We start from the raw sequence: 23,063 nt of genomic DNA, 5'->3' as shown, positions 1-23,063 counted from the left end.
TCTTTTCGTGAGAAACAGAGGGTTTAAACCTCTCACGCCCTCCGTTCCAAGTGGAGGGCGATCTTCTTCATGTTCTGCACGGCGGCGGTCATCAACGCTTGTTCCATTACGTTGTTTAACCCGCGCAACCGGCAATAGCGAAACCCGTGGAGCTGTTTAGCATCCGCGAAGCTTCGCTCAATCGTTTCTTTTCGTTTTCGGTACAATCTTTTGCCCGACTTGCTTAAGCGGTTTAATCGTACTTGCTCTTTACTGTCCTCCCAGATGTGCCGGGTGACGATCTTACGCTTGTTACGTGAGCGCGTACACTTTTCTAGCATGGGACATGCTGCACAGATCTTCGGATCCGAAGCATAGTGTCGGTATCCGTGTCGGTCTGTCGTTCGGTAAGGCAATTTTTGTTGCTGGGGACAAATATACAAGTTCCGTTCGGCATCATATGTAAATTTCCATTTGGGATATAACCCTTGTGTCGGTTGAAATCTGCGGTGCGCAATAACACCATAAATGTTGCGGTCTTCAAGTCCCTTGCAAATCGGGGTCGTCATATAACCAGAATCAAGTGCGACTGCTTCAACTGCAAAACCAAAACGTTTACGCTGACGATCTAATCGAGAGAGGTACGGCACGGAATCGTGAACATTTCCTGCGGTTACGAAAACATCAGTAATGAGGTTGCACTTCACATCGACGGTACGATGGTCCAGATAAAAGAAGCCTTCCGGCTTGCCTTCCCGAAACATATATCCGCTGTCCGGGTCTGTTGTACTGACCTTCACTTCCTTGTCTTCGTTCACCTCCTCTCGTGGTTTTAGAGCTTTTTTCCTTGCGCTTTACGGTCGGTTTCAATTGCCGAGTTCAGTTCATCCAAATAATCCCTTGTGTTCTGCTGAACCTGCTCTTTTGTATATTTGTTTTTATTCGCATTCGCTTTCACGTGCGTGGAGTCGGATACCAACACACGGCCGCCAATCATACGGTGAGAGATGGCTTGCAGCACGATCTCATCAAAGATGTCCTGGAAGACAGAGGTATCCTTAAAACGCGTACGACGATTCCAACTGATCGTGGTGTGGTCTGGAACGCGATCGGTTAGCCCAAGTCCTAAAAACCAACGATAAGCCAAATTAGTCTGAACTTCACGTTCAAGTTGGCGTTCGGAACGTATGCCATAGAAATAGCCTAGAAAGATCATTTTGAAGAGAACAAGCGGGTCAATAGCTGGACGACCGTTATCCTGCGAATAAAGATGGCGAACCTTCTCATCGATAAAGGTGAAATCGATGTGCTTATCGATCTTGCGAAGCATATGATCAGAGGGCACTAGCTCCTCAATGGAAACCAATTCGTAATTTTGTTGCTTATCTCGATTAGTACGCAGCATCACGACACCATCCGTTCGTTTTAATTACTATAATTATACTGTATTAACGCGGTGTCGTGTTAAATTAATTAAACAAAAAGAAGACTGTCGAGACTTTCTCGACAGCCTGAGGAGCCGGTTTATTCGGCTCCTCTTTATTTGTTACGGCGCTGAAACATCAGCCAGCTCCTGGTAATATTTGTTTAACAAATGGTGAAAGCGCTGAAAATCGCCCGACAGCACTTTTATTTTTCTTTTGAGCCTGGTTATCCGTTTTTGGTCCTGCTTCTCCAGCTGAAGCTGATCGATGTTTCTATCGAGTTTTTCTCTAAGCGTTATAATCAATCCGACTGAGACATGCGAACGCGCCATATCCAGCAAATCCGCCGCAAGCGCCTCGCCCAAATGATCCATCGTTTGTCCCGGTCTGTGTAACGATTTATGAATAGCGATCTGATCAGGCGTAGTATCCCCCCGGTAATCCTGGCCCGGCACCTGCTTCCAGAACGCCTGCCAATTCTCCAATTGGCCTACCTCGTAAAATAAGTATTTATGAAATCCGCAGAGCCATGCGGTACAGCTCGTATTGCGAAGCTGGCATCCCACACCATCCGATAGATGCTGGCAATCCCGGCAGCATGAGCCGCTGTTCGCAATGCAAACCTTGCAAATATGATCCGCTCCCCAGGCCTGCAAAGTCAGCATGCCGTTGTCAATCAGGGAAGATCGGCTCACACGTAAGGACGGTCTGCCTGCTTGGTCTACCTGTCCGTCTAGCGTAGAACCTTGCATAAGCACCCCTCCTTTATTATTTCAAACGCCAAAGCCTATGCTTGTCTTATGTATAAGATGAAGTATACCCCACCTCATTGCAATAGACAATTCAGCTATTCTGCCCATCAGCTGATGCTTATCCAGACTGGATCCAGGCTAGTTCCAAATACAAAAAAGCCGGCCTCGAATCCGCTAAGATCCGAAGCCAGCTTTGCCTTTTCCCTATTTCGCATACAATTGATAACCCTTAAATTACCAAGCGTTTACGCCCAGCTTATCGATCGTTTCGCGGATAAAAGCAGGCTCATCCTCCGGCGTCCGGGACGTGACCAAATTACGGTCAACGACAACCTCTTTATCGACGAAGTTCCCGCCAGCTGCTTCAATATCCGAGGAAAGTCCCGGATACGCTGTCAGCGTTCTGCCCTTCAGCAGACCGGCCGCCTCCAAGATTTGCGGACCATGGCATATCGCCGCAATCGTTGTACCGGCTTGATCGGCCTTCTGGACAAAAGCTTGCACAGCCGCGTTATCCATCAGATGCGAGGGCGATTTGCCTCCCGGAATAATGACAGCGGCGTAATCATCCGCATTCGCTTCCTCAATGCCCATATGGGAGGTATATGAAATCGTCCCCTTCTTGCCTTTGAGCTCCTCGTTGCCGTTTAAGCTAATAATAACGGCCTCGTGGCCATTTTTCACCATTTCATCATAAGGGTTCTTCATCTCGGAATCTTCAAAATCATTGGCCAGCAGAAATGCTACCTTCTTTGCTTGCGTCATCATTTGCACACTCCTTTCCATATTCATACCATGTTGTACTATACCCTTTTTGACATGATTTGAAGCAAGGCCTTCCTCATAGCTTACCGTCTTCCAGCGCCTGCGGTTCAAAATATAGCTGAAGCCCGTCCAGCTTCCTGTCTTCCATATCCCAGGTTAAGCGGATGACATCCGCATAACCCGCATTGCGCGCAAGATTTTCCAGCGCGATGCAAGCGGCCTTCTCCTCGCTTGCCTTCCGCTGGGCGCCGAACCCTTGGCTTTCCTTCCAAAATTGCTGAATGAAGGAATAACGCGCAAGCAATTCGCGTTTTTCTTCCTTTTCCCCGCTCCAAGGCAGCAGGCTGTAGCTAAGCAGAAGATCCATGTTCCGCTTCTCCGCAGCCTGGGCTTCAAGCTCGCCCGCGTTCAGCCGTCCAAGCACGGCGTCCGTAAACAGCTGCGACCGCCGATGGTTCGCTCCCGCGGTGATGTATTTCGCGCATTGGAAAAGCAGGCGGAAGCGTTCCTCTCCAAGCTCGCTATACACTTGCCTGAACCATTCGATGTCAAATGCGCCATCATTGAAATCCTGCAGAGCAATCGGCGAATATTGCGCAACGATCATCTCCTTCTCAGCCGAAAGCGATTCATTAATATGCGCATGGAAGAACCAGGCTGCGCTCCGCAGGCCGCTCCAGCCTAGATAGCTGGATACGGGCTCAACCCACTGAGGCGCATACATCGCCGCCTCCAGCAGCCTTGTCTCTGAAATGCCGCTGTCCTGCAGCAGCTCCCGCAGCGCTGCTTCGTCCTCGTCCTTCCGGGGATGGCATACCTTAAGCAGATGGCTGAACGACTCCTTCCGGGTAATATCTTTGCCATATCCGTAAAGATAGCCCCGAACGAAAGTTTCCTTGTCCAGCCCTTTCAATATGGCAATAAAGTCGTTCATGCCCTCTAAATACTGAATGCTCGTCGCCAGATGGGTTACCTCGGAGGCCAAATCCCCTCGATCCAGCTCCAGCTCGAGTATACGCCGCATCACCGATCCTTTAACCGCATTCAACTGCGGATATTGTTTATTCAGTTTGCTATTCGGGTTCGTCAGCTGTCTGATATGTCTGCTGCTATGCGGCCTTGCAATGAACTCCTTAAGCAGCCCATTCTCATCGATAATGCCCAAGCAGAATGCGCGGGCAAAATCCATCGTGTCCAGAAGCTGCTTCTCGAAGCCGAATTTCTCATACAACGCATAAAAAGATCGGAATAATCGGGCGAAGGATGCATCGTCGGCGCTGCTTACGCGAAGCTCCTTTCGCCAAAATTCCGTGAACAAATCAAAGAGCCTGCCCTCTTCCTTTATGCGCTCGGCCGGAAAGCAGCATAGAATCAAGCGAAGGAAATGGTCCGCTGCGTCAAACCGCTCTTTCCCGCGGCTTTCGCTCAGATAAGCACTGACGATTTCATCAACCTGCATGCGGTAAGGAACGTTTTCGGTTAGCAGGTACGTCTCGCGCAGCAGCTCCATCGGATACAGCTGATCAAGCAGCTCCTTGCGCCAGCCCTCGGCCGGCTCATAATCAGCTGCATGCCAGCCCTCCTGCTCCCCGTAATAATACCGGTATAGCGATTCCGCCGAGCGGAAGAAATGCAGCTGCTGCAGCTCAGACGGCCCGAAGCCGCTGTTCTCCAGATAGTCCGCCCATACGTGCGCGAGCGGATACCGATCTAGAACCGGCGTATCCTCATTCGGCTCATTTCGCCATTGAAAGCTCGTCAACTTGGCTCCAACAACTAGCGTCTCCTTTGAGCCTGAATAATCCGTCGTTTCGTATTCATGGTCGCGATGAAGATGAACAAGCTCTGCCAAGCCCTTAATAAAGCCGCTCATTTGCTCAATCGTCAGGTTAAAGTAACGTTTGCCCTCTTGCAGCGCAGACATCGGCAGCCGTTCATTTCTAGAGAGTTCTTCCTGGACACTTTCCGGATTAAACAAGCCAAGACCGTTGCTAATCGTATAGACCGTCTGCTGCTTCAGCTTCGCAATCAACAGCCGTTCCTTGTCGGAAGGCTCTTCGATTAAATCGACCTCATCCTTCATGGCGCTCGATAACTGGGCGAGCGCGGGCTCATCCTTCATTTCCGTCAGCAGCTCAAGCGCCGCCAGGCGCTGAAGCTCGTTTCGGCTTTGCAGCAGCAGCGCGAGCACGGCTTCGAGCCGATGAGCCGATTGCTTCAGCAGCAGACCGATCGCCCCTTGCCGAAGCGTGCCCGTCTTCAGCTTAAGCAGCGACGCCACTGCATCGGTTTCATCGTCGTCAAGCTCAAGCTTGGCCGCCTTGTGCAAGGCGAGCTCGCGGTTGGTCATGCTTTTATCCGATAAGCATGCCATCAGAAAAGAACGCTGGGCGCTGCTGGATGGATCATTGATAAAAAATTTTAGCAGCTCGCCTCTCATATCTTGGCTAAGCCTATCCTTCAACGCGAAAATCTCCGCCAGCCATTCCTGATCCATGTCATAAGCGGTCAAATAGAGGAGCTTACGAATAATCATGTCCGCCGAGAAGGTATAGCCGACCCATTGAAACACCCTGGATCTTTCTTCGCTATCCTTCAAGGGCATGCCGTCCAGCATCGACATGAATTGCTCGAATTGCCGCCTCCGCACCGTTTTCTCCGCAAGCAGCACTGATCTTCTGAACACAAGCCGCGTGTATGTACCTTTCGGATCGCTTTCCCAGGTATACGAGTAGTCGAAGGTATAGTTCATCACGACCCAATATTGCACTTCTCTATGCTTCTCGCCCAGCCAATCCTGGGCAATCAAGAATCGAATATCCTCATTTTGCGACTGTGCCAGCATGTACTGCGCGACAATTTTCCGATCGTCCTCGTCGCTAGCCATAATGAGGCTGATTTGCTCATAAAGCTGCTTCTCCTCATGTACAGCCGTTGCCCACAGACTCAAATAAAGCTCATTGACGTCACTGCTCGCAAGCCCTTGCCGTAAAACAGCGGGATCCGCAAGGCACTGCGCGGCATAGGCCATATTTTGCCTTGCTGCCTTAGCATTCGAAGCTTCGAGCCCAAGGCCCGTCCAGACATCCAAAGCCCGAATAACGGAGCTGTAGCGAATGAGATCATGCTCGTTAACAATCTCCATCATATAGATCATGGCTTCGATTGTTCCTTCATCCATCGCTTCGACGATGCTTTGCCGCAAACCCTCCTGCAGCCTTGCTGCAGCAAGGAGCTCTCCCATCATGCTATAAGCCTCGCGGCTGTGGCTGAGGAAAATGCCCGAAATCATGCTTCGGGACAATAAAGCCGTATTGTTATCGCCATATATTATTTCTTTTAACGCATGGATTACCGATCCATTCCCGCCGTCGATTCCGTATGCAATGATATCGGCGATCGCCATGGCCGGAAATTGATGCTCATTTGCCGATATGTTGTTTGAATTCACCAAATAATCCGTCACCGAAAAATCCCGCGCATGCAAATAAAATAAGGAAATCATTTTGGTTAGCAGCCGGTCCAGGTGCAAACGCTGCTCCTTCGTCCGGAAAGGCCTGCGCGCGTATCCGGTGCTGTAAGGATATTCTGTGGCATGCTCGGCTATATATCGAAATACACTAGCATATCCGTCATCCAGCAGCTCTTCAATTATGGCAACGAGCGGCTCAAACAGCGGCTGCTCCTCTTCCGAGGCCAAAACAAGCAGCTGCTCCTTGATCTCGGCATTGATTTCATTGTCATTGTATCCGCGCTCGCTTAATTGGATAAGTAAAAACGCCAATCGCTGATGCGAATCGGAAAGCGAAATGACAGCCGCTTTATCCTTCATGTCTTGAAAATACAGCTTTTGTTCCGCTCTCTCCATTTTCACTGCCTCCTTAGCATGGTACTGCCATTTACGGATACGTAATCTATAATCAACGACCTCATTGTCTGCAGAGGCTCCGATAGCTGCCACGCCAAACGGTCGAGATATTTTTTCTCTTACTTAAGCTTTTAACCGTTATGATCATATTTAACACAGCTGAAACTCCCGTTTAGGAAATATTTTTATACGCACATCGCACCCTATTTAGGAAATTCGTTACCAAGGAGGCAATCCAAGTTAATTGCAAGCCATCATCGTTGTAAAAAAGAAGCTGCCGGGAGGCATTTTTTCAACACCTGCCCCAGCAGCTTCTATATCAAACATGCGTATAGATAGATTGATAGGTTACATATGCAATCCTTTTGTGGTAAAATATTCCACGTAAACAGAATTGAATCTTTGCTCTATTCTGTTTTTCTTGTTATAAGGTTAGGGATTGCCGTATGGCCACTATACTCAAAAGGATGGGATTACAATGACTGAAGATACCCAGGTTGGATTTTGGTCAAAACTTAAAAAGCATGCCGGATTAAAAGCAGTTTACAGTGCGTTGTTCCTGTTTGCTCTTTTTCCAACGATCTATGGAAGTGATTGGCCTGAGAGATTTTGGTGCTAAAAACCAGCACGAAGTTCGCTATTATTGCTTTAACTCATTCACTAGAACAAATCTGCATGGGCGGCAACGGGAAACGTTAGCCTAATAAAACAGCGTCAGCCTCGGACTCTATTTCCTTGTCCAAGGCTGACGCTGTTTCTTTGAGCAGGCTCATTCTAAAACGTTATTTTCAACGAGCAGCCTATCATATACCTGCCGCTTCTAGCGTGAAAAACCAGCCGGAATCCGCTCAAGCAGGCGATCCCCGTAAATACGGTCCATTCCGAGCTCTGGCATATGAATATAGCCGATGTAGCAGCCGCATTTTTTCATCCCGCATGGACGCTCTTCGGCAAGCCCCTCCAGACCATCGTGATAGAGATGGCCGATCACCTTGCGGTCGCTGTAGCAGCGCTTGACGATGCCGGCTCCCTGCACGTAAAAAACATTCGAGCCTGCGCCGCAGCGCTTGCCGAGGCTGGAGTAATCCGGAACATTCAGCTGAAAATAAGGATCAATCCGGGTTAAATAGCTGATCTCGTCATCCTTGTAATAGGCTTTGCGGTCTTTAAATGCATTCACCCAAAGATATACATCCTCCGGAAGCTGGCTCCTTAGTCTCGCAATCGCGTCAAAAGCGCTGCGGATGCCGACCGAGCCAACGCTAAACGCAATTCCCTGCTCATAGAGCTTCATGCACTGGCTCAGAAATTGTGCCTCGCTCGTTTGCCCGGGATGATAGGTCACCCAAAAGGCGGCCTTGTCCTTTGCCAGCTGCCGCGTCCAATCCAGCTTCGCGGATAAATTCGTTTGCACGGCAACTTTCTGCACATGCGCAAGCCCGGACAGCTCAATCATTGCATCGCGATACCACTTGTGCACGAGCGCCTCTCCGTACGGATTGAAAAAAACCGACAGCTGGTGCCCGGCGGCTCCCTGCTCGCGAATCCAGCTCATAAAGGCGAGCAGCTGCTGCTTATCCTTCTCGAGCGTCTCTTTGCTGTCCTTCGTTTTGCTGAAGGGACAATAGGGACAGTCGTAATTGCATGATGACAGCGCTCCGCGGTAATAAAGCACCGCCTTCATCGAATGATATATCCATTCATCAGCTCTCTGACATCGCCCGATATAAACTCGTCCCCGATCGCATCGGAATAAGCCATGCCCCTTGTCGTCAGCCGAAGGACGCCGGACGCAAGCTCGGCTAATTCAATGCTCAGCAGCTCCCGCAATTCGGAATGCTCCTCTATCGGATTGCTCCCGAACCGGTCTTCGTACGCCGAAAGCGCCAAGCCTTCGCGGTGCAGCAGCGCCTTCAGAATGAAACGGCGTTTTTGCTCGGCTCCGCTGAGCCTAAAGCCGTAGTCCGCCGCAGCGTGGCTGTCGGCAGCTACGTAGTCCTCGATAATACTCCTTGTCGCCGCGGCGCTCACGCCGTATCGCGAAGCGTAGTGCATCTCGCGCGTATACGAGCGCGCGCCGCAGCCAAGGCCAGCCATACCTTCCTCCTGGCAGCTGAAGGGAAGCACGTTTTTGTGGGCAAAGGACGTATCCTTCGCAAAACGCCGCATCGAAAACTGCCTGTAGCCAGCCTCCTCAAGCCGCTGACGCGCGATATGGTACAGCTCCAGGCGAATGTCCGTCCCGGCGCTGCGGATTTGCTCCGGTTTTAGAATCGTATTCTCCCGCGTGTAAAGCGGATAGATGAAAATTTCACCCGGTCCATAGCTGATCGCCTTCTCCAGTGAATACAGCCATGTATCGGCGGTTTGCCCCGGCAAGCCGTAGATCAGATCGATATTGATAAGCGGAAATTGATAGGCCATCAGCTTCTCCAGCGCGTCCTCCGCTAGACGCGGCTTCTGCGGACGGTATATGGCAGCCGCTTCGTCCTCGACGAAGCTTTGAATGCCCATGCTGACCCGGTCAACCAGCCGCTCCTTAAGCACCCGCATCCGATCCTCCGTTACGGTTTCCGGCGATGTTTCGACCGAGATTGAGGCTAACATAGGATCAAGTCCCATCGTATGCTCCGCGATATCAAACAGACGGTTCAGCTGGGATGCCTCCAGGAGCGTCGGCGTACCGCCTCCGATCGCAAACCGCGAAAACGTTCGGCCTTTGAACCAAGGCGCCCATTCCTCCGCCTGCCGCCGGAGAGCATCGACATATTGCGCATGCACATCGGCACGGCGGTCCGGAAGCGTGAACAGGTTGCAAAAGCCGCAGCGGGCTCCGCAAAACGGAATGTGCATATACAAAAAATAGTAGTCGGTTTGATCCCGCTCCCACAGCTCCTTCAAGGATTGCGCGGGCTGTAAATCCCGATAAGCCGTCTTATGCGGGTAGGAATACAAATACGAACGGTATGGAGCTTCCGTCCAGCGCTGCTCCAGCTTACCCAGCCCGGGAGATGATCGTAACGATGATGATTGCAGCAAGCAAGTTCCCCTCCTTATTCCAAAATAAACTCGCGGTACGGCACATTCCATACCACCTCATGCGCAAGCCGGTGTCCTTCATAGCCGTCCTCGCCATACGCCGTCCCATGATCAGAGAACGCCAGGCATAACGTTTTGCCCCTGCGCCGCATCGCTTCAAACAAAACGCCCAGCTGGCTGTCAACATAACGCAAAGCCGCCCGCTGCGTCTCCACGGAATCCTGCTTTGCCCCCGGGACAAAATAATGATTGGGTCCGTGCATGGCCGAAATATTCATAAACAAAAATAGTCTTTCAGCGGGATCAGCCTTCTCCAGCAGCTTCAGCGCGTGATTCACCTGATGCTCGGCCGAACGGGGATTGGTTACGCCAAAGGTCATCCGCCAGTAGCTTTCTTGAAAATAACTAGGCAAAACCTTAGCCAGCTTATTCTTTTTCGTAAAAAAAATGACGCCTCCGATGCAGATCGTCCGGTAACCCGCCTCCTGCAAGCCGGATACGAGATCCGGGGCATCAAATAACCAAGTATGCGGGTGCGTTTTGAGCCCCGTGTTTTTCGTATGAAACAGCCTTACATGGGTAGCTTTGTCGGTGGTTGCAGGCGTAGGGAGAAAGCCGCCAAAAAAGGCGTGATGGGCTGCATAGGTAAAGCTGCCCGGCGTATGCCTCTTCTCCCACCCTCCGTCCGCACAGAGATTCGGACAATTCTCCTCCTCAAGCTTTGCCGCGTCATAGCGCAGCGTATCAAGCGTGATCATCAAAATATCGTGGGTACCCACGATTTGGTTCATATCCAGCATACCTGCTTATTCCTTTCCCAGAAGCTGCCGCATCTGCCACTCGTAGGTGTTCATCCCCTCATGCTCGGCGCCATACAGCAAATCGCCAAAAGGATTGATGTCTATCGCGTAGGTCGCGCCGCTTCCCCTTTGAACGAGTACGTCGACCCCTGCGGAAGAGCTGCCGGGAAATGCGCGGAGCGCGTCTTCGGCCGTCTGCTTAACCGCCTGCTTCACCTCAACGGAGAGAAGCCGGTCGACATCCATGCTCCGTTCGTTGCGGAGATGCAAATTGGTGATCGGCGTGCCGCTTAACCGCAGCACGGTGTGGCAGGCTTCCCCGTTCACAACGAGCTGCCGCACGTCAAATGACTTGCTCTCGAAGCTTTCCTTCTCGATCCAGCGCTCAATATGCGCGCCTTCCCGGCAAACCCAATCAATGATTCGCCGGATATCCGCAGGCTCACGGTAACGCCGCAGCAGCCCCACATTATAAAAGCTGGTGCCGGCTGGGCTTTCTTCTATGCCAATCGTAGTAATGGCAAGCTCGTCACCGCTCCGCGGATTCATTTGGTAAGCGATAACGCCTGCCGCTCCCGAGCCGCAGGCGAGTTTGATGAACAGACGCCTCATTCCGCTCGCTTTAATGGCGGCTTGAAGCGCTTCGTAGCTTTTGATAGACCCGACAGGCGCAGGCAATGCCGGCAGCTTCAGGCCGCGGCGCTCAAGCAGCTGCCAGCAGGTTCTTTTGTCGAACATTGCAGCAATGCTTCCCGGTGAATTCACCCAGGAAACGGATACGCCGGAGTCCTTTACTTCACGCTGCATCGCCGCCAGAAAGCGGCAATACCCCCGGTACCATTGTGCCGGATAAAATAACCGTCCATGCTCAGACGGCAGCAGGAGCGCCTCCGCCGAGGAAATCGAAATGCTGTGCGGCAAAGAGCCCGCCGACCAAAACACATCGTCGCCGCTTCGGTCAGGCGCTCCCCATGCGATGAGTTCCCGCTCCACGGCCGGATTCTCGCCAGGCGCGTCAAACCGGAGGATCACTCCCTCCTGCCTGGCGTGCTTCCTCAGCGCATCACCTATGTAATACGTGCGATTGAGCAGCTGCTCATAAGAAAGCACGACAGCCGGCGCAAGCCCCAGCTTGCTCCTTGCAGCTTGCAGCCACATTGTCCGTTTATTGGATGGGTTTCCGAAGACTAGATAAGGCTTCTCGAAATCGGCCATTATTCCGTAAGGAAGGGATAGCGCCAGTCGTCTTCATCCGTTTCCTGTTGGTCTGTCACATCTACGGACAAGCCCGATTGCTGCCAGCGGAGCAGCAGCTCGTCGGACATAAAATGATAGCTTAGATTAATATGCTTCAGGCTGCGGATCCGTGTGCTTGCCAGCAGCGCTTCTCCGCCTTCATCGGTCAATGTGCCGTATGACAAATCAAGCGTATCGAGTTGGTCCAAAACCGGTGCATCGGCAATCGCGATCGCGATCTCGTCTTGAATCTCGCTGTCCTTCAAGCCCAAATATTTGAGCTTCGGAAACAAATCGCCTTGAAGCAGCGGAAGAATATCCTCTATGCCGCCGTCAAAGCCGTAATCCTCAACGCCCAAATAAAGCTCCAGCTTTCTCAGCTCAGGCAGCTTCGCGCTCGTTATTTCCTTCAGCACGGATGTCGGCAAGCCCCCGCAAATGACAACCAGCTCCTCCAGCTTCTCGTGAACGAGAGGCTGGAGGCTCAGCTCCTGGCTGCCTTTAATGGAAAGGGATTTCAAGTTCGGAAAAGCTTCAAGCAGCGGCGAGAGGTTCGTCTGGTTAATCCAAGATACCTCGCATTCTTCAAAGCCCATATCGCCAATAAATAGTTTCGTTAAGTTAGGAAAAGAATTCTTATGGCTAATCAATGTTTCCAGAAAGCTATCCGGAGAATTTTCATACGCCTGACCCCAATCGCCAATCGTTAGTATAGACAGCTTCCCGCCATCCGGGCTCGATGCCAGTTTTTCGATCAAGCTGGACATTCTTACCCCTTCTTCATACTCGTCATAACCTACCGATAAGCGAATTTCAATCAAGTGTATCCCTCCAATTGTTTCCATATGAAGGTAGCGTAACATGGCATTTTTCAGTGCGTCAATGGTCCCATAGTCACATCTGTTCATGCACATGGCAAAAAGGCCAAACGGCCCCGTTTGCGGAGCCGTCGGCCTTTAAGCCGGATAATGGCATGCTGCCCAGTGTTCTTGATCGATAAGTTTCAGCTCTGGCTGCTCGGTTTTGCAAAGTGCGGTCGCTGCGGGGCAGCGCGTATGAAAGCGGCAGCCGGAAGGCGGACTGGCGGGGGATGGAATTTCACCGCTGATGGCTTGAAACTCCCGCTTGCGGCTGGGATCGGGCCAAGGAATCGAGGCAATCAGCGCTTTCGTATAATGATGCGCCGGGTGAGTAAACAATTCCTCGCTGTCCGCTATCTCGACAAGCTGGCCTAAATACATAACGCCGATACGATTCGAGATATGTCTAACGACATGAAGCCCGTGCGCGATAAATAAATAAGTCAGCCCAAGATTTTGCTGTAGATCCTGCATCAAGTTTACGATTTGAGCTTGAACCGACACATCAAGCGCAGACACGGCTTCATCGGCAAGGACAAAGGAAGGGCGCAGCGCAATGGCTCTCGCTATGCCAATGCGCTGCCGTTGACCGCCGGAGAACTCATGCGGATAGCGCTCATGCCAGGACGGATTTAGTCCAACCACATGCAGCAGCTCTTCAATTCTTGATTTTTTTTCTGCTGCGCTCAGCGAGGTATGGATCGACAGCGGCTCCCCGATGATATCGCCTACCCGCCAGCGCGGGTTCATGGAGCCATAGGGATCCTGAAAGATCATTTGCATGTCCTTGCGTACGTCATGCAGCTGCGAAGGCCTCAACTCCGTTAGGCTCTGCCCTGCGAACTTCACCTTCCCGGAAGTCGCTTTCTCCAGCTGCATAATGACACGGCCGAGCGTAGATTTGCCGCTCCCGGATTCGCCGACGAGACCAAAGGTCTCCCCCTTCCGGATGTGAAAGGAGACGTCATCTACGGCACGAATGACGGAGGAATGCCGGGTCAGCAAGCTTTTTCCGAGCGGATAGTATTTTCGCAGGCCTTCAATTTCAAATATATTTTCTGCGGGGGCTGGTTCCACCTTGCGGCTGACTGGAACGGCTTCCTGAGCTGCCCATACCTCGCTGGTCTGCTTAGCTTGAGTCAACTCCCACGACTCAGCCAGCTCATTCGCGTACCAGCAGGCCGCCTGCCGATCATTCACATCCAATAACGGAGGGCTTTCCTTCGCGCATTTCTCCGTGGCATGGGAACATCGCGGATGAAATCGGCAGCCGGCAGGCAGCTCGAATAAATTCGGAATGCTCCCTTCGATCGAGTAAAGCCTGCTGCCTCTCTCGCTGTCGAGCGTCGTCACGGAACGGAGAAGCCCCTGCGTGTAGGGATGATGCGGAAGCTCAAACAGCTGGGCTGCTGTCGCTTGCTCGACCACTTCGCCGGCATACATGACGATAATGCGGTCGGCCATCTCCGCGGCAATGCCCATATCATGCGTAATAAGCAGAATAGACATATTGAATTCAGCCTTTAGCTCCTGCAGCAGCTGCAGGATTTGTGCTTGAATCGTCATATCTAATGCAGTTGTCGGCTCATCTGCTATCAGCAGCTCCGGCCCGCAGGCCAGCGCCATCGCAATCATCGCCCGCTGCAGCATTCCGCCGGACAGCTCGCTTGGATATTGCTTCATTCGCAGATCGGGCTCGGGAATGCCGACGCGTTCGAGCAAATATACGGCCCGCTCCCGCGCTTTCTCCCGGCTGCTCATTTTATGCCCGAGCATGACTTCGATCATTTGACTGCCGATCGTGAAAACCGGATCAAAAGCAGACATCGGCTCCTGAAAGATCATCGCCATTTTCTTGCCGCGCAGCGTACGCATATTTTTTTGAGGAGCACGCACAAGATCGATGCCGCCCAGCTTCATCTCACCGCTTGCGATTATGCCATTCTCATAATCGATTAAACGCATGACGGATTTGGAGGTAATCGTCTTTCCGCTCCCGGATTCTCCGACGAGGCATACCGTCTCTCCCGGCTTCATGCATAAAGACACATCCGAAATCGCAGTTAACCAGCCTTTTGGAGTGGCAAACTTGACGGTTAAATGCTCAATTTCAAGCAATGCTTTCAAATCAATGCCTCCTCCTTAAATCCTGTTTTTCTTCGGATCGATCCGGTCTCTCAGCTTATCGCCCATCAGATTGACCGATAACACGAGAAGCGTAATGGCAAGGCCCGGGAAAGTGGACATCCACCAGGCTACGGTCAAATATCCTCTTCCTTGCGACAGCAGCGTGCCCCAATCAGGAATTTCCTTGATCACGCCAAGTCCAAGAAAGCTGAGTCCGGAGCCTACGAGAATAGAGGTGCCTAATCCGATAGTTGCCATGACGAGCAGCGGCGACCACGCATTGGGAAGGACATGCCGGAAAAAGATGCGCAGGCTGCCCGCGCCGACCGATCTAGCCGCCGTAATGAACGGGCGTCCTTTTACGCTCATGATTTGGCCGCGAAATACCCTTGCATAACCGGGTACCGCAGACAAGGCGACAGCCAGCACTACGTTGAAAAGGCTCGGTCCCATCGCTGCCGCAATCGCTAATGCGAATAAGATACCCGGAATCGTCATCAATACCTCAATAAAACCCATGATAACCGTATCGAATATACCGCCGAGAAAGCCGGACAACGCGCCAAGCGCAGCTCCCAGCAGGCCCCCGACAATGACGGAGGCAAGGCCGATAAGCAGGGAATCGCGGCTGCCGTAGACGACAACGCTGAATACATCACGGCCATAATAATCGGTGCCGAACCAATGCGAGAGGCTCGGAGGCAGCATAATGTCGGTCATAATCATTTCAGTAGGTGAATAAGGCGCAATCCGACTTGGAAACAGGGCACATAAAACAATAAAAACGACGACAAAACCGGCTGCATAGACGAGCAAGTTGGATACATTAAGTTTTCTCGTTCTAGGTGCCGAACGCCGTGCTGCCCTCATTCTGGGCCAAGCCGCTTTGACAAGCGCGGACTCCTTCATGCCACACTCCCCTTTGCCTAATGCGAACGTCTTACTCTCGGATCGATCATCCGGTAGGAGAGGTCCACGATTAAATTGATAATTACATACATGACCGCCGAGAAAAAGACAACGCCTTGCACGACTGGCAAATCCTTGGACATCAGCGCATCCGATATGACTCTGCCAATGCCTTGGCGGGAGAATACCGTCTCGATGACAACCGTTCCCGCCAGCAGCTCGCCGCTCAGCACGCCAATCATGGTTAATGCCGGAATCAATGCGTTGCGAAGCGCGTGGCGGTACATCACAAGCTTCTCCGATACGCCCTTTGCCCGCAGCGTCACGATAAAGGGCTCATTGATGACCTCCAGCATACTGTTGCGAACCAGCCTGACGACAAACCCGGCCCCGACAATACCGAGACCGACTGCCGGGAGGACGAGCGTCTTCCAGCCCTCGGAGCCCATCGCAGGAAACCAGTCGAGCGTAATCGAAAAGATCAGAATGAGCAGAATACCGGACCAGAAGGTCGGCATCGAAATGCCGAATAGGCCGACTACTCTTGCCGTAAGATCAATCCAACGATCTCGGTGGATGGCCGATAATACGCCAAGCCAGATCCCGACTACCGCGGCAATGAAGCAGCTTGCTGCCGTCAAAGCCAGCGTCGCAGGCAAATGCTCGATGATTTTTGGCAGCACGGGCTCGTCATTCACAATCGATTTGCCGAAATCCCCTTGCAGCGCTTTTCCGACATAAGAAGCAAACTGCTCGTATAGCGGGCGGTCCACGCCTAGCTGCGCTCGCAAATTAGCCAGAACCTCGGGGGAAACCGTGCTTGGATCGACCATCGACATGACAGGATCTCCCGGCAGCAAATAAACAATGACAAATACGAGCACGAGCGAGCCGAGTATGACCAATAAGGAGGTAAACAACCGTATACTAATCGTTTTAAGCATGACTTACCTCCTGAATGTAATGTATAGCTAAAACAATTATCTTTTTTTCAAGTAAGTACCGGTTTACTTTTGAATGAACGCATCATTAAACAACGGATACGCGAGCGAGTCAAACTTGATGCCTTGCACCGATTTCGAGGCGGCGATTGTATACGGGAATACATAGATCGGAATAATGACCGCTTGCTCGATAATTGCTTTCTGAACGTTCGCGTACAGCTCCTGGCGTTTAGCGGTATCCTTCTCGATCAATCCTTGATCGATCCAGCCGTCCACCTCGGCGTTTTTGTAAGCAGCGAGGTTCTGGTTTCCGCCTACGCTGACTGCTCCTGAATGATAGAAGGAACGCAGCGCCTCGGGATCCGAGTTTACCTGGCTGTTTCCGTAGATGTCGTAGTTTGCGTTCTCGAATACGACCGTGCGGACATCCTTTGTAATTTCAACTTCTACCTCGATGCCGATTTGCTTTAGCTGCTGCTGGATGATGGCAGCGATGTCATTTCTTTTTTCCCGGTTTGGAGAACCGTCGACATAATGGAGGGTTAGCTTTTTGCCGTCTTTGGTACGCAGGCCGTCCGCTCCCTTCACATAGCCAAGCTCATCCAACAATGCGTTTGCCTTATCGAGGTCAGGTTTCACACCGCCTTCTAGAGACTTGTCGTAACCAAACGTACCCGGCGTGAGCGGCGACCATGCACGGTCGTACGTGCCTAAATATAAGGTTTTGACGATCGCGTCAACATCGATGGCTGCTTGCAGCGCTTGCCTTGCTTTCAATTCATTCCACGGTGCTTTGTTTTGATTAATGAATAAGGTATAAGGCAGGCCTTGCGTGTTGGACTTGAACAGCTGGAGCTTCTCGTCCTTCTCCAGCGCGAGAATATTTTGCGGCGGGATCGTCTCTCCTGCGAGAACTTGACCGCTCTGTACGCTCCCGATCCGCGTCGCTTCCTCAGGCGCGATTTTAAAGACCACTTTATCGAGATAGGGTGCCTCTTTATTCTCTACCAGAGGCGGAGCCCATTTATAATCTTGGTTTCGCTCCACAATGATTTGGGAATTTTCTTCCCAGCTCACGAATTTAAAAGGCCCTGTTCCTACGGGGTTTTTGCCGAGCTGATCTCCGTATTTCTGCGCCGCCGTTGGCGAAACGATACTAACGAGCGCTTGGCTTAAGTTGCCAAGAAACGCATTGGAGGGAGTCTCCAAATTCAACTTTATGGTGTACTCGTCGATGATTTCGGACGATTGATAAGGCCTGATCAAAGCTGCGGAGTTTGCGGCCTTCGTCTCCGGATTAAGAATGCGATCGTAGTTATACTTCACGGCCTCTGCATTAAAGGGTGTACCGTCATGGAATTTAACGTCTTGCCTAAGCTTGAAGGTATAGCTCTTTCCGTCCTCCGATACTTCCCATTCCGTAGCCAGCCAAGGCTGGATGGTGCCGTCAGGCAGCTGCGCTACCAGGTTGTCATGGATCGTTCGAATGGCGCGAACCGCCACGGCCAAGCCGCTGCGATGCGGATCAAGCGTATCCGGGGATGTGGCAAGCGCATAGGAGAGTTCTCCTCCCTTGACAGGCACAGCCGCTTCTGTTGTTTCTGCATTAGCGTTTGATGCCGCACTCTCGCTTGCGCTATTCGATTTATTTGTGCCTGCGCACCCGCTCAGCAGTAATGTGAATGCTGCAGTGAGCGCGATAATTGTTTTCCAGCCTGCTCGTTTTTTTACCATATTTATTTCTCCCCATTCTCTCTGATTAGGTTATACCGCCCCGTTCGCTTGTGCTGCCGCAGCTTCTGATGCCGCGTCCTGCTCAAGTGAATCCGGCTGCTTGCTTCGCTGCTCCGTGTAACGATTAATTGGAATAGGCAGGCCTAAATGGCCTCTCAGCGTATCCGACTCATAATCCGTACGGAACAAGCCGCGCTGCTGAAGAACAGGAATAACATGCTCTACAAATTCATCCAGCCCCGTCGGAACGCCCGCGCCGATAATAAAGCCGTCAACGGCTCCCTGCTCGAACCACTCTTGAATCCGATCAGCCACCTTCTCCGGCGTACCGATAAAAGGTGTCCTAGGCGTTGCGGAGCGCAAAGCGACTTGACGCAAAGTTAAGCTTTGCTCCTGCGCTTCGCGTTTAATTTTGTCCGTTGTGCTTTGGAAGCTGTTTTTGCCGAGTTCGCCCAGCTCAGGGAACGGTCCATCCAGCGGATATTGCGTAAAATCATGATGCTCAAAAAAACGGCCTAAGTTATCGAGCGCATTTTCGATGCTGATTAAGTTAGCAACCTGCTCATATTTGCGCTCTGCTTCCTCATCCGTCTCTCCAACGATAACTCCGATTCCCGGGAAAATAAGAATTTCCTCCGGCGAGCGGCCGAGCTCCACGGCTCTTCGTTTCACGTCCTGATAGAAGGCCTTTGCTTCCTCTAACGTTTCGTGATTCGTGAACACGGCATCAGCAGAAGCAGCCGCCAGATTCCTTCCGCTTTCCGAGGAGCCTGCTTGGAAAACGACCGGCTGCCCCTGCTTTGATCTTGCGATATTAAGCGGCCCTTTGACGGAGAAAAATTCTCCTTCGTGGTTTAACTCGTGCAGCTTGCTTGGTTCAAAAAACTGGCCGGTTTCTTTATTGCGGACAAATGCGTCATCTTCCCATGAATCCCATAAACCTCTCGCTACCTTCAAATATTCCGCTGCAATGCGGTAGCGTTTGCTGTGATCCGGATGCTCTTCAAGTGAGAGACTGTAGTTGAGCGCGGTCCCCTCCAAAGGGGATGTCACGACATTCCAGCCTGCTCGCCCGCCGCTAAGTTGATCAAGGGAAGAAAATTGCCTTGATACCGTAAACGGCTGGCTGTAAGAAGTTGACAATGTGCCGACCAGCCCAATTTTAGAAGTGGCTGCGCCGAGCGCGGATAGTATCGTAATCGGTTCGAAACGATTCAAGAAATGGGGATTCGATTTTTCGGTAATAAAAAGCCCGTCTGCGATAAATAGAAAATCAAATTTTCCCTCTTCTGCCTTTAAGGCCTGCTGCTTATAAAATGCGAAGTTAACACTTGCGTCCGCCACGGCATCAGGATGTCTCCAGCCTGCTAAATTTCCTCCGGCACCGTGTAATACTGCACCTAATCTTAATTTTCTTTGCTCTGCCATACACTCTTCACTCCTCATTTTCTAAATGAAATCGTTATGCAAAAAACGCAGCAAGCCATTCAACCTCAATATTCAATAATTCAAATAGGTTTTGTCGGTTTTATGTTGAGATGAGTCTATCACCTGAATTGAATTACAGTCAATCGCATTCATAATAGATATGTTCTATTGCTTTATACATTAATTCAATGCGCTCGCTTACTTAGCAGTGGAGGGGGTGAAGGAAGTAAAGGGGAACCGGCCAGCTTGTCCCCTTCGATAGTTAACGGAGTTCATGTACTAGTGCAGCGCTCTGCGAAGAATCCATTCGATTGCCCGCCACGGGAGCAGCTTTTTCATGAGGAAGATCATTTTGGCATCGCTGCCGCAGATGTAACGGAGCTTGGGATTGCGGGATTGGCATATTTTCACGATTGTATTGGCAACATGCATGGGATTCGGCGCATTTCGCTCCGACTTTTGGTTAAATTGATTGAAGCGCTCGATCATTTTGCTGTACGGGGAATTGGGCTGGGTGCGATATACATGCTTGGCTGAAATACCGGTGTCATAGGTTCCAGGCTGAACCAGCACGACGGGGACGGAAAACGGGAGCAGCTCCAAACGCAAAGCTTCGCTGAAGCCTTCCATTGCAAACTTCGAAGCGGAATAAGGCCCTGTATTCGAGAAGCCAATCATACCGGCACCGCTGCTAATGTTTATGATTTTTCCTGTTCCCCGCGCGCGCATATGCGGCAGGATGGCTTTCGTTACTGCAACCATGCCAAAAAAATTAGTTTCCAGCTGCGCCCGCCAATCAGCCATCGGCACCTCTTCAATAACCCCCATAACCGCATAACCCGCATTATTCACCAGCACATCGATAGATCCCCATCGCTGAATGACGGTCTCCACAACATCAGCTATATTCCCGGAATCCGTAATATCAAGCTTCATGATTTCAATTTGCTCTTTCACGCCAAATGCTGCGGCTTTGGCGAGTACGCCTTCTTTTTTGCCTATGTCTCTCATCGTCGCTATGACGCGATAACCCTCCTGCCCCAAGCGAATCGAGGTTAGAAGCCCGAAGCCGCTGGACGCTCCAGTGATAAGAGCAATCGGCCGAATGGATACTTGCTGCGCGTTTGTCATCTATATCCTCCTTTTAATAGGATTATGCTGCAATCAGCAGGTTACTGGTGAACTGCAAAACCTCAAAAAAGACACTAAAAGTGTCTTTATCTTTAAGGAAAAAAAAGATTCAAGCTTTTCCCTTCTCTTATTCGGTTGCCAGGAACTGCTGCAGCAGACGCTTGGGCGCAGCATGCATATAAGCCTCTTTGAGCAGGATGCCCATCTCTTCCCAGTCGCTAGGCTCGCTAATAGACACCCAGCCGCGATGCCCTATGTATTTCGGCTTGAAGAATCGTTCCTGCTGCAGGAGAATCTCCTGATTCTCTAAATCCGACTTGAAAGTAATGCCATAGTCGCTCATGATGATAAACGACTTGTCCTTTACTTTGAACGTTGTATGCCCGTGCCCATCAATCAGCTCTATTACCTCGGGTAACGCCATAACGATGCTGCGCACCTGCTTAAGCTTGCTAATCCCTTCAGGCGTTTTCATTCCGCTCCAATTCGCTGTCATAAGAGCCCTCCTCCATTCATTAATCGTAATATTTCCTGCTTGATGACACCCTTATTCCATGTTTCTTTTAGATTATCAAAAATGACGATTAAAGAAAATTCCATTCCGCTTAGCATTTTTTGCGGGTACTGCTTAACGATAATGGATCCGTGTTTATTTTACAATAATTAGAAAATAAATTTATCCAATTTGAAAGACTTTTTTCATTAATAAAAGGAGCAGCAGCCGCGGCAAATGCTCCCTCATGTGTCTTCCAACATCAAATAGAGATTACGCGCCTAAATACTTGATTGTTGAATTCTACGACCACTTCCACTACTCGCAATGCATTTATTGCCCCGCTCGGATTGGCAGCGGATCTTAACGCACCCGCAACGGAACATGCGTTGACCGGTAACCCCGATCCGTTTATAAAAACAGATACGGGAAAATCTCCTCCTGTAAATTGTGCTTCAATTCTGTCCGGCTCCACGGCTAGCGTGAACGTGACAAAAGCATCAATCGGCGTGCCGAGAACGAATCCGCTCAACTCGCCATCCCCCGTGACTTCAAGCGTGTCGCCCATACAGACCGGAAACATGACATCCTCCGAAGTAAAGAAAACATTGATATCCGCAATGGCTGTATTCGACAGCGCGAAAGAACTGCCTGCTAATTGGCAGGTCGGGAAAATGTTAATATTGAAGTCAAATACCCATAATCAGCAGCTCTGCGTGCTGACGTATTTCCCGTCCAGATGTTACTGCAACACTATTAAACTAGAATCTGCAATGATCATATATATTCATAAAAGCTTTTTTTTGCTTGTTTATTTGTCGGGGACACGTCACTTGCCAAGTTAATTAAAATCGTAAAATAAAAGAATGTTTTAAATATTAAATATTGGTTTAATAGTTTAGCAGGGTATTTTTAACAATCGACAATAACCTACTAATTTTCCAAAAATAAACCCTGACAAACATATAATATTTTTTATACAAGATACTATATTTTACAAAAATAGATGTTGTAAACCTAAGAAATTTATATATAATAAATTTGTGCACAAATGGTTACAGCAGTTCGATATTAAAGGAGATAATGAAATGGACAATTTTCAGCAGCCTCAAGTAAATCCGGGCGTGCCGGGTTACGGCTACAATCAGAATCAGAATCAACAGGTTTCACCCGTTATTTCAGTAAAAGAGTGGATGCTCACGATGCTCATTCTGATCATTCCGATCGTAAACATCATAATGATGTTTGTATGGGCATTCGGCGAAGGCAACCCGACAAAGAAAAATTATTTTAAAGCTTCTTTAATTTGGGGCGCCATCGTTCTTGTTATCTACGCTATTATTGCCGTCATACTTATTGCAGCAGCTGCCTCATCCTCGATGTACTAGAAAAAACAGCTGATAAATACAATACAAAGGGCGCCCGTAAGCATATATACACGCTTAGGGGCGCACTTTTTCTAAGTCATTCTCCATTCAGGATGGTTTATTACTCAGCTGAAGAAATGCCGGCTGCAAACAAAAAAAAGGCGATCCTTAGCTCAGCTTGCAGCTTCTGGGATCGCCCTTTCCTCT

Annotated in this window: 19 protein-coding genes; 2 read left to right on the top strand and 17 right to left on the bottom strand. The window is 50.5% G+C overall.

Translation table 11 applies throughout. From position 1 onward, the window contains the following. Positions 1 to 32: 32 nt before the first annotated feature. The 4 genes from ACN6MW_RS19820 to ACN6MW_RS19805 all read right to left on the bottom strand — a co-directional run bounded on the left by ACN6MW_RS19820 (position 33) and on the right by ACN6MW_RS19805 (position 6,788). Positions 33 to 1,384, bottom strand: a protein-coding gene (locus tag ACN6MW_RS19820) for an IS1182 family transposase (RefSeq protein ID WP_419871355.1) whose coding sequence is annotated in 2 segments (ribosomal slippage) — positions 33 to 817 and positions 817 to 1,384 — 1,353 coding nt in all. Because the reading frame shifts where the segments join, the coding sequence is not laid out codon by codon here. Positions 1,385 to 1,525: 141 nt separating this feature from the next. Beyond that, positions 1,526 to 2,155: a hypothetical protein gene (locus ACN6MW_RS19815; RefSeq protein ID WP_419871745.1), complete on the bottom strand. Its 630-nt coding sequence runs from the start codon at positions 2,153 to 2,155 to the stop codon at positions 1,526 to 1,528. A 234-nt stretch (positions 2,156 to 2,389) separates the two neighbouring features. Further along, positions 2,390 to 2,923: a type 1 glutamine amidotransferase domain-containing protein gene (locus tag ACN6MW_RS19810; RefSeq protein WP_419871744.1), complete on the bottom strand. Its 534-nt coding sequence runs from the start codon at positions 2,921 to 2,923 to the stop codon at positions 2,390 to 2,392. A 73-nt stretch (positions 2,924 to 2,996) separates the two neighbouring features. Next, positions 2,997 to 6,788 carry a DUF5724 domain-containing protein gene (locus ACN6MW_RS19805; protein WP_419871743.1) on the bottom strand — a complete coding sequence of 1,264 codons (3,792 nt, stop codon included), beginning with the start codon at positions 6,786 to 6,788 and terminating at the stop codon, positions 2,997 to 2,999. A 478-nt stretch (positions 6,789 to 7,266) separates the two neighbouring features. Between ACN6MW_RS19805 and ACN6MW_RS19800 the strand changes: the two genes are divergently transcribed. Further along, complete coding sequence (locus ACN6MW_RS19800; protein ID WP_419871742.1) at positions 7,267 to 7,407, top strand: hypothetical protein; 141 nt, start codon at positions 7,267 to 7,269, stop codon at positions 7,405 to 7,407. 201 nt (positions 7,408 to 7,608) lie between these two features. Here ACN6MW_RS19800 and ACN6MW_RS19795 read toward each other — a convergent pair whose 3' ends face one another. The 13 genes from ACN6MW_RS19795 to ACN6MW_RS19735 form a co-directional block, all read right to left on the bottom strand. Next, positions 7,609 to 8,472, bottom strand: coding sequence for an STM4011 family radical SAM protein (locus ACN6MW_RS19795; protein WP_419871741.1), 864 nt, complete (start codon positions 8,470 to 8,472; stop codon positions 7,609 to 7,611). Then, a complete protein-coding gene (locus ACN6MW_RS19790; RefSeq protein WP_419876396.1) occupies positions 8,469 to 9,824 on the bottom strand; it encodes an STM4012 family radical SAM protein in 1,356 nt (451 codons plus the stop codon). Before ACN6MW_RS19790 ends, ACN6MW_RS19795 begins: the two co-directional genes overlap by 4 nt. A 17-nt stretch (positions 9,825 to 9,841) precedes the next feature. Next, on the bottom strand, positions 9,842 to 10,627 hold the full coding sequence (locus ACN6MW_RS19785; protein WP_419871740.1) for an STM4013/SEN3800 family hydrolase: 786 nt from the start codon (positions 10,625 to 10,627) through the stop codon (positions 9,842 to 9,844). Between the two features lie 6 nt (positions 10,628 to 10,633). Beyond that, entirely contained in the window at positions 10,634 to 11,842 is a 1,209-nt protein-coding gene (locus ACN6MW_RS19780) for an STM4014 family protein (protein ID WP_419871739.1), read from the bottom strand. Continuing rightward, positions 11,842 to 12,681 carry an STM4015 family protein gene (locus ACN6MW_RS19775; RefSeq protein WP_419876395.1) on the bottom strand — a complete coding sequence of 280 codons (840 nt, stop codon included), beginning with the start codon at positions 12,679 to 12,681 and terminating at the stop codon, positions 11,842 to 11,844. The genes ACN6MW_RS19780 and ACN6MW_RS19775 overlap by 1 nt, the downstream gene beginning before the upstream one ends. A gap of 138 nt (positions 12,682 to 12,819) precedes the next feature. Beyond that, complete coding sequence (locus ACN6MW_RS19770) at positions 12,820 to 14,850, bottom strand: dipeptide ABC transporter ATP-binding protein (protein WP_419871738.1); 2,031 nt, start codon at positions 14,848 to 14,850, stop codon at positions 12,820 to 12,822. A 15-nt stretch (positions 14,851 to 14,865) separates the two neighbouring features. Further along, positions 14,866 to 15,759 carry an ABC transporter permease gene (locus ACN6MW_RS19765; protein WP_419871737.1) on the bottom strand — a complete coding sequence of 298 codons (894 nt, stop codon included), beginning with the start codon at positions 15,757 to 15,759 and terminating at the stop codon, positions 14,866 to 14,868. 17 nt (positions 15,760 to 15,776) lie between these two features. Further along, positions 15,777 to 16,703 (bottom strand): ABC transporter permease, encoded by a 927-nt coding sequence (locus ACN6MW_RS19760; protein ID WP_419871736.1) that lies wholly within the window; start codon positions 16,701 to 16,703, stop codon positions 15,777 to 15,779. 63 nt (positions 16,704 to 16,766) lie between these two features. Then, the gene (locus ACN6MW_RS19755) at positions 16,767 to 18,437 is read right to left on the bottom strand and encodes an ABC transporter substrate-binding protein (protein WP_419871735.1); all 1,671 of its coding nucleotides are present in this window, start codon (positions 18,435 to 18,437) and stop codon (positions 16,767 to 16,769) included. 30 nt (positions 18,438 to 18,467) lie between these two features. Next, positions 18,468 to 19,865: an LLM class flavin-dependent oxidoreductase gene (locus ACN6MW_RS19750; protein ID WP_419871734.1), complete on the bottom strand. Its 1,398-nt coding sequence runs from the start codon at positions 19,863 to 19,865 to the stop codon at positions 18,468 to 18,470. Between the two features lie 279 nt (positions 19,866 to 20,144). Next, on the bottom strand, positions 20,145 to 20,996 hold the full coding sequence (locus ACN6MW_RS19745; RefSeq protein ID WP_419871733.1) for an SDR family oxidoreductase: 852 nt from the start codon (positions 20,994 to 20,996) through the stop codon (positions 20,145 to 20,147). A 127-nt stretch (positions 20,997 to 21,123) separates the two neighbouring features. Continuing rightward, positions 21,124 to 21,492: an MmcQ/YjbR family DNA-binding protein gene (locus ACN6MW_RS19740; protein ID WP_419871732.1), complete on the bottom strand. Its 369-nt coding sequence runs from the start codon at positions 21,490 to 21,492 to the stop codon at positions 21,124 to 21,126. 259 nt (positions 21,493 to 21,751) lie between these two features. After that, on the bottom strand, positions 21,752 to 22,072 hold the full coding sequence (locus ACN6MW_RS19735) for a hypothetical protein (RefSeq protein WP_419871731.1): 321 nt from the start codon (positions 22,070 to 22,072) through the stop codon (positions 21,752 to 21,754). A gap of 505 nt (positions 22,073 to 22,577) precedes the next feature. Between ACN6MW_RS19735 and ACN6MW_RS19730 the strand changes: the two genes are divergently transcribed. Then, a complete protein-coding gene (locus ACN6MW_RS19730; RefSeq protein WP_419871730.1) occupies positions 22,578 to 22,877 on the top strand; it encodes a hypothetical protein in 300 nt (99 codons plus the stop codon). Positions 22,878 to 23,063 lie beyond the last annotated feature (186 nt).

Origin of the sequence: Pristimantibacillus sp. PTI5, assembly GCF_048572955.1 — a bacterium.
GTDB lineage: Bacteria > Bacillota > Bacilli > Paenibacillales > Paenibacillaceae > Pristimantibacillus.
This window is presented reverse-complemented; position numbering and strand designations above follow the sequence as displayed.

Coding starts and splice junctions, on each gene's coding strand:
- ACN6MW_RS19815 (WP_419871745.1), bottom strand. CDS start 2,155: ATGCAAGGTTCTACGCTAGACGGACAGGTAGACCAAGCAGGCAGACCG.
- ACN6MW_RS19810 (WP_419871744.1), bottom strand. CDS start 2,923: ATGATGACGCAAGCAAAGAAGGTAGCATTTCTGCTGGCCAATGATTTT.
- ACN6MW_RS19805 (WP_419871743.1), bottom strand. CDS start 6,788: ATGGAGAGAGCGGAACAAAAGCTGTATTTTCAAGACATGAAGGATAAA.
- ACN6MW_RS19800 (WP_419871742.1), top strand. CDS start 7,267: ATGACTGAAGATACCCAGGTTGGATTTTGGTCAAAACTTAAAAAGCAT.
- ACN6MW_RS19795 (WP_419871741.1), bottom strand. CDS start 8,472: ATGAAGGCGGTGCTTTATTACCGCGGAGCGCTGTCATCATGCAATTAC.
- ACN6MW_RS19785 (WP_419871740.1), bottom strand. CDS start 10,627: ATGCTGGATATGAACCAAATCGTGGGTACCCACGATATTTTGATGATC.
- ACN6MW_RS19780 (WP_419871739.1), bottom strand. CDS start 11,842: ATGGCCGATTTCGAGAAGCCTTATCTAGTCTTCGGAAACCCATCCAAT.
- ACN6MW_RS19765 (WP_419871737.1), bottom strand. CDS start 15,759: ATGAAGGAGTCCGCGCTTGTCAAAGCGGCTTGGCCCAGAATGAGGGCA.
- ACN6MW_RS19760 (WP_419871736.1), bottom strand. CDS start 16,703: ATGCTTAAAACGATTAGTATACGGTTGTTTACCTCCTTATTGGTCATA.
- ACN6MW_RS19755 (WP_419871735.1), bottom strand. CDS start 18,437: ATGGTAAAAAAACGAGCAGGCTGGAAAACAATTATCGCGCTCACTGCA.
- ACN6MW_RS19750 (WP_419871734.1), bottom strand. CDS start 19,865: ATGGCAGAGCAAAGAAAATTAAGATTAGGTGCAGTATTACACGGTGCC.
- ACN6MW_RS19745 (WP_419871733.1), bottom strand. CDS start 20,996: ATGACAAACGCGCAGCAAGTATCCATTCGGCCGATTGCTCTTATCACT.
- ACN6MW_RS19740 (WP_419871732.1), bottom strand. CDS start 21,492: ATGACAGCGAATTGGAGCGGAATGAAAACGCCTGAAGGGATTAGCAAG.
- ACN6MW_RS19735 (WP_419871731.1), bottom strand. CDS start 22,072: ATGTTTCCGGTCTGTATGGGCGACACGCTTGAAGTCACGGGGGATGGC.
- ACN6MW_RS19730 (WP_419871730.1), top strand. CDS start 22,578: ATGGACAATTTTCAGCAGCCTCAAGTAAATCCGGGCGTGCCGGGTTAC.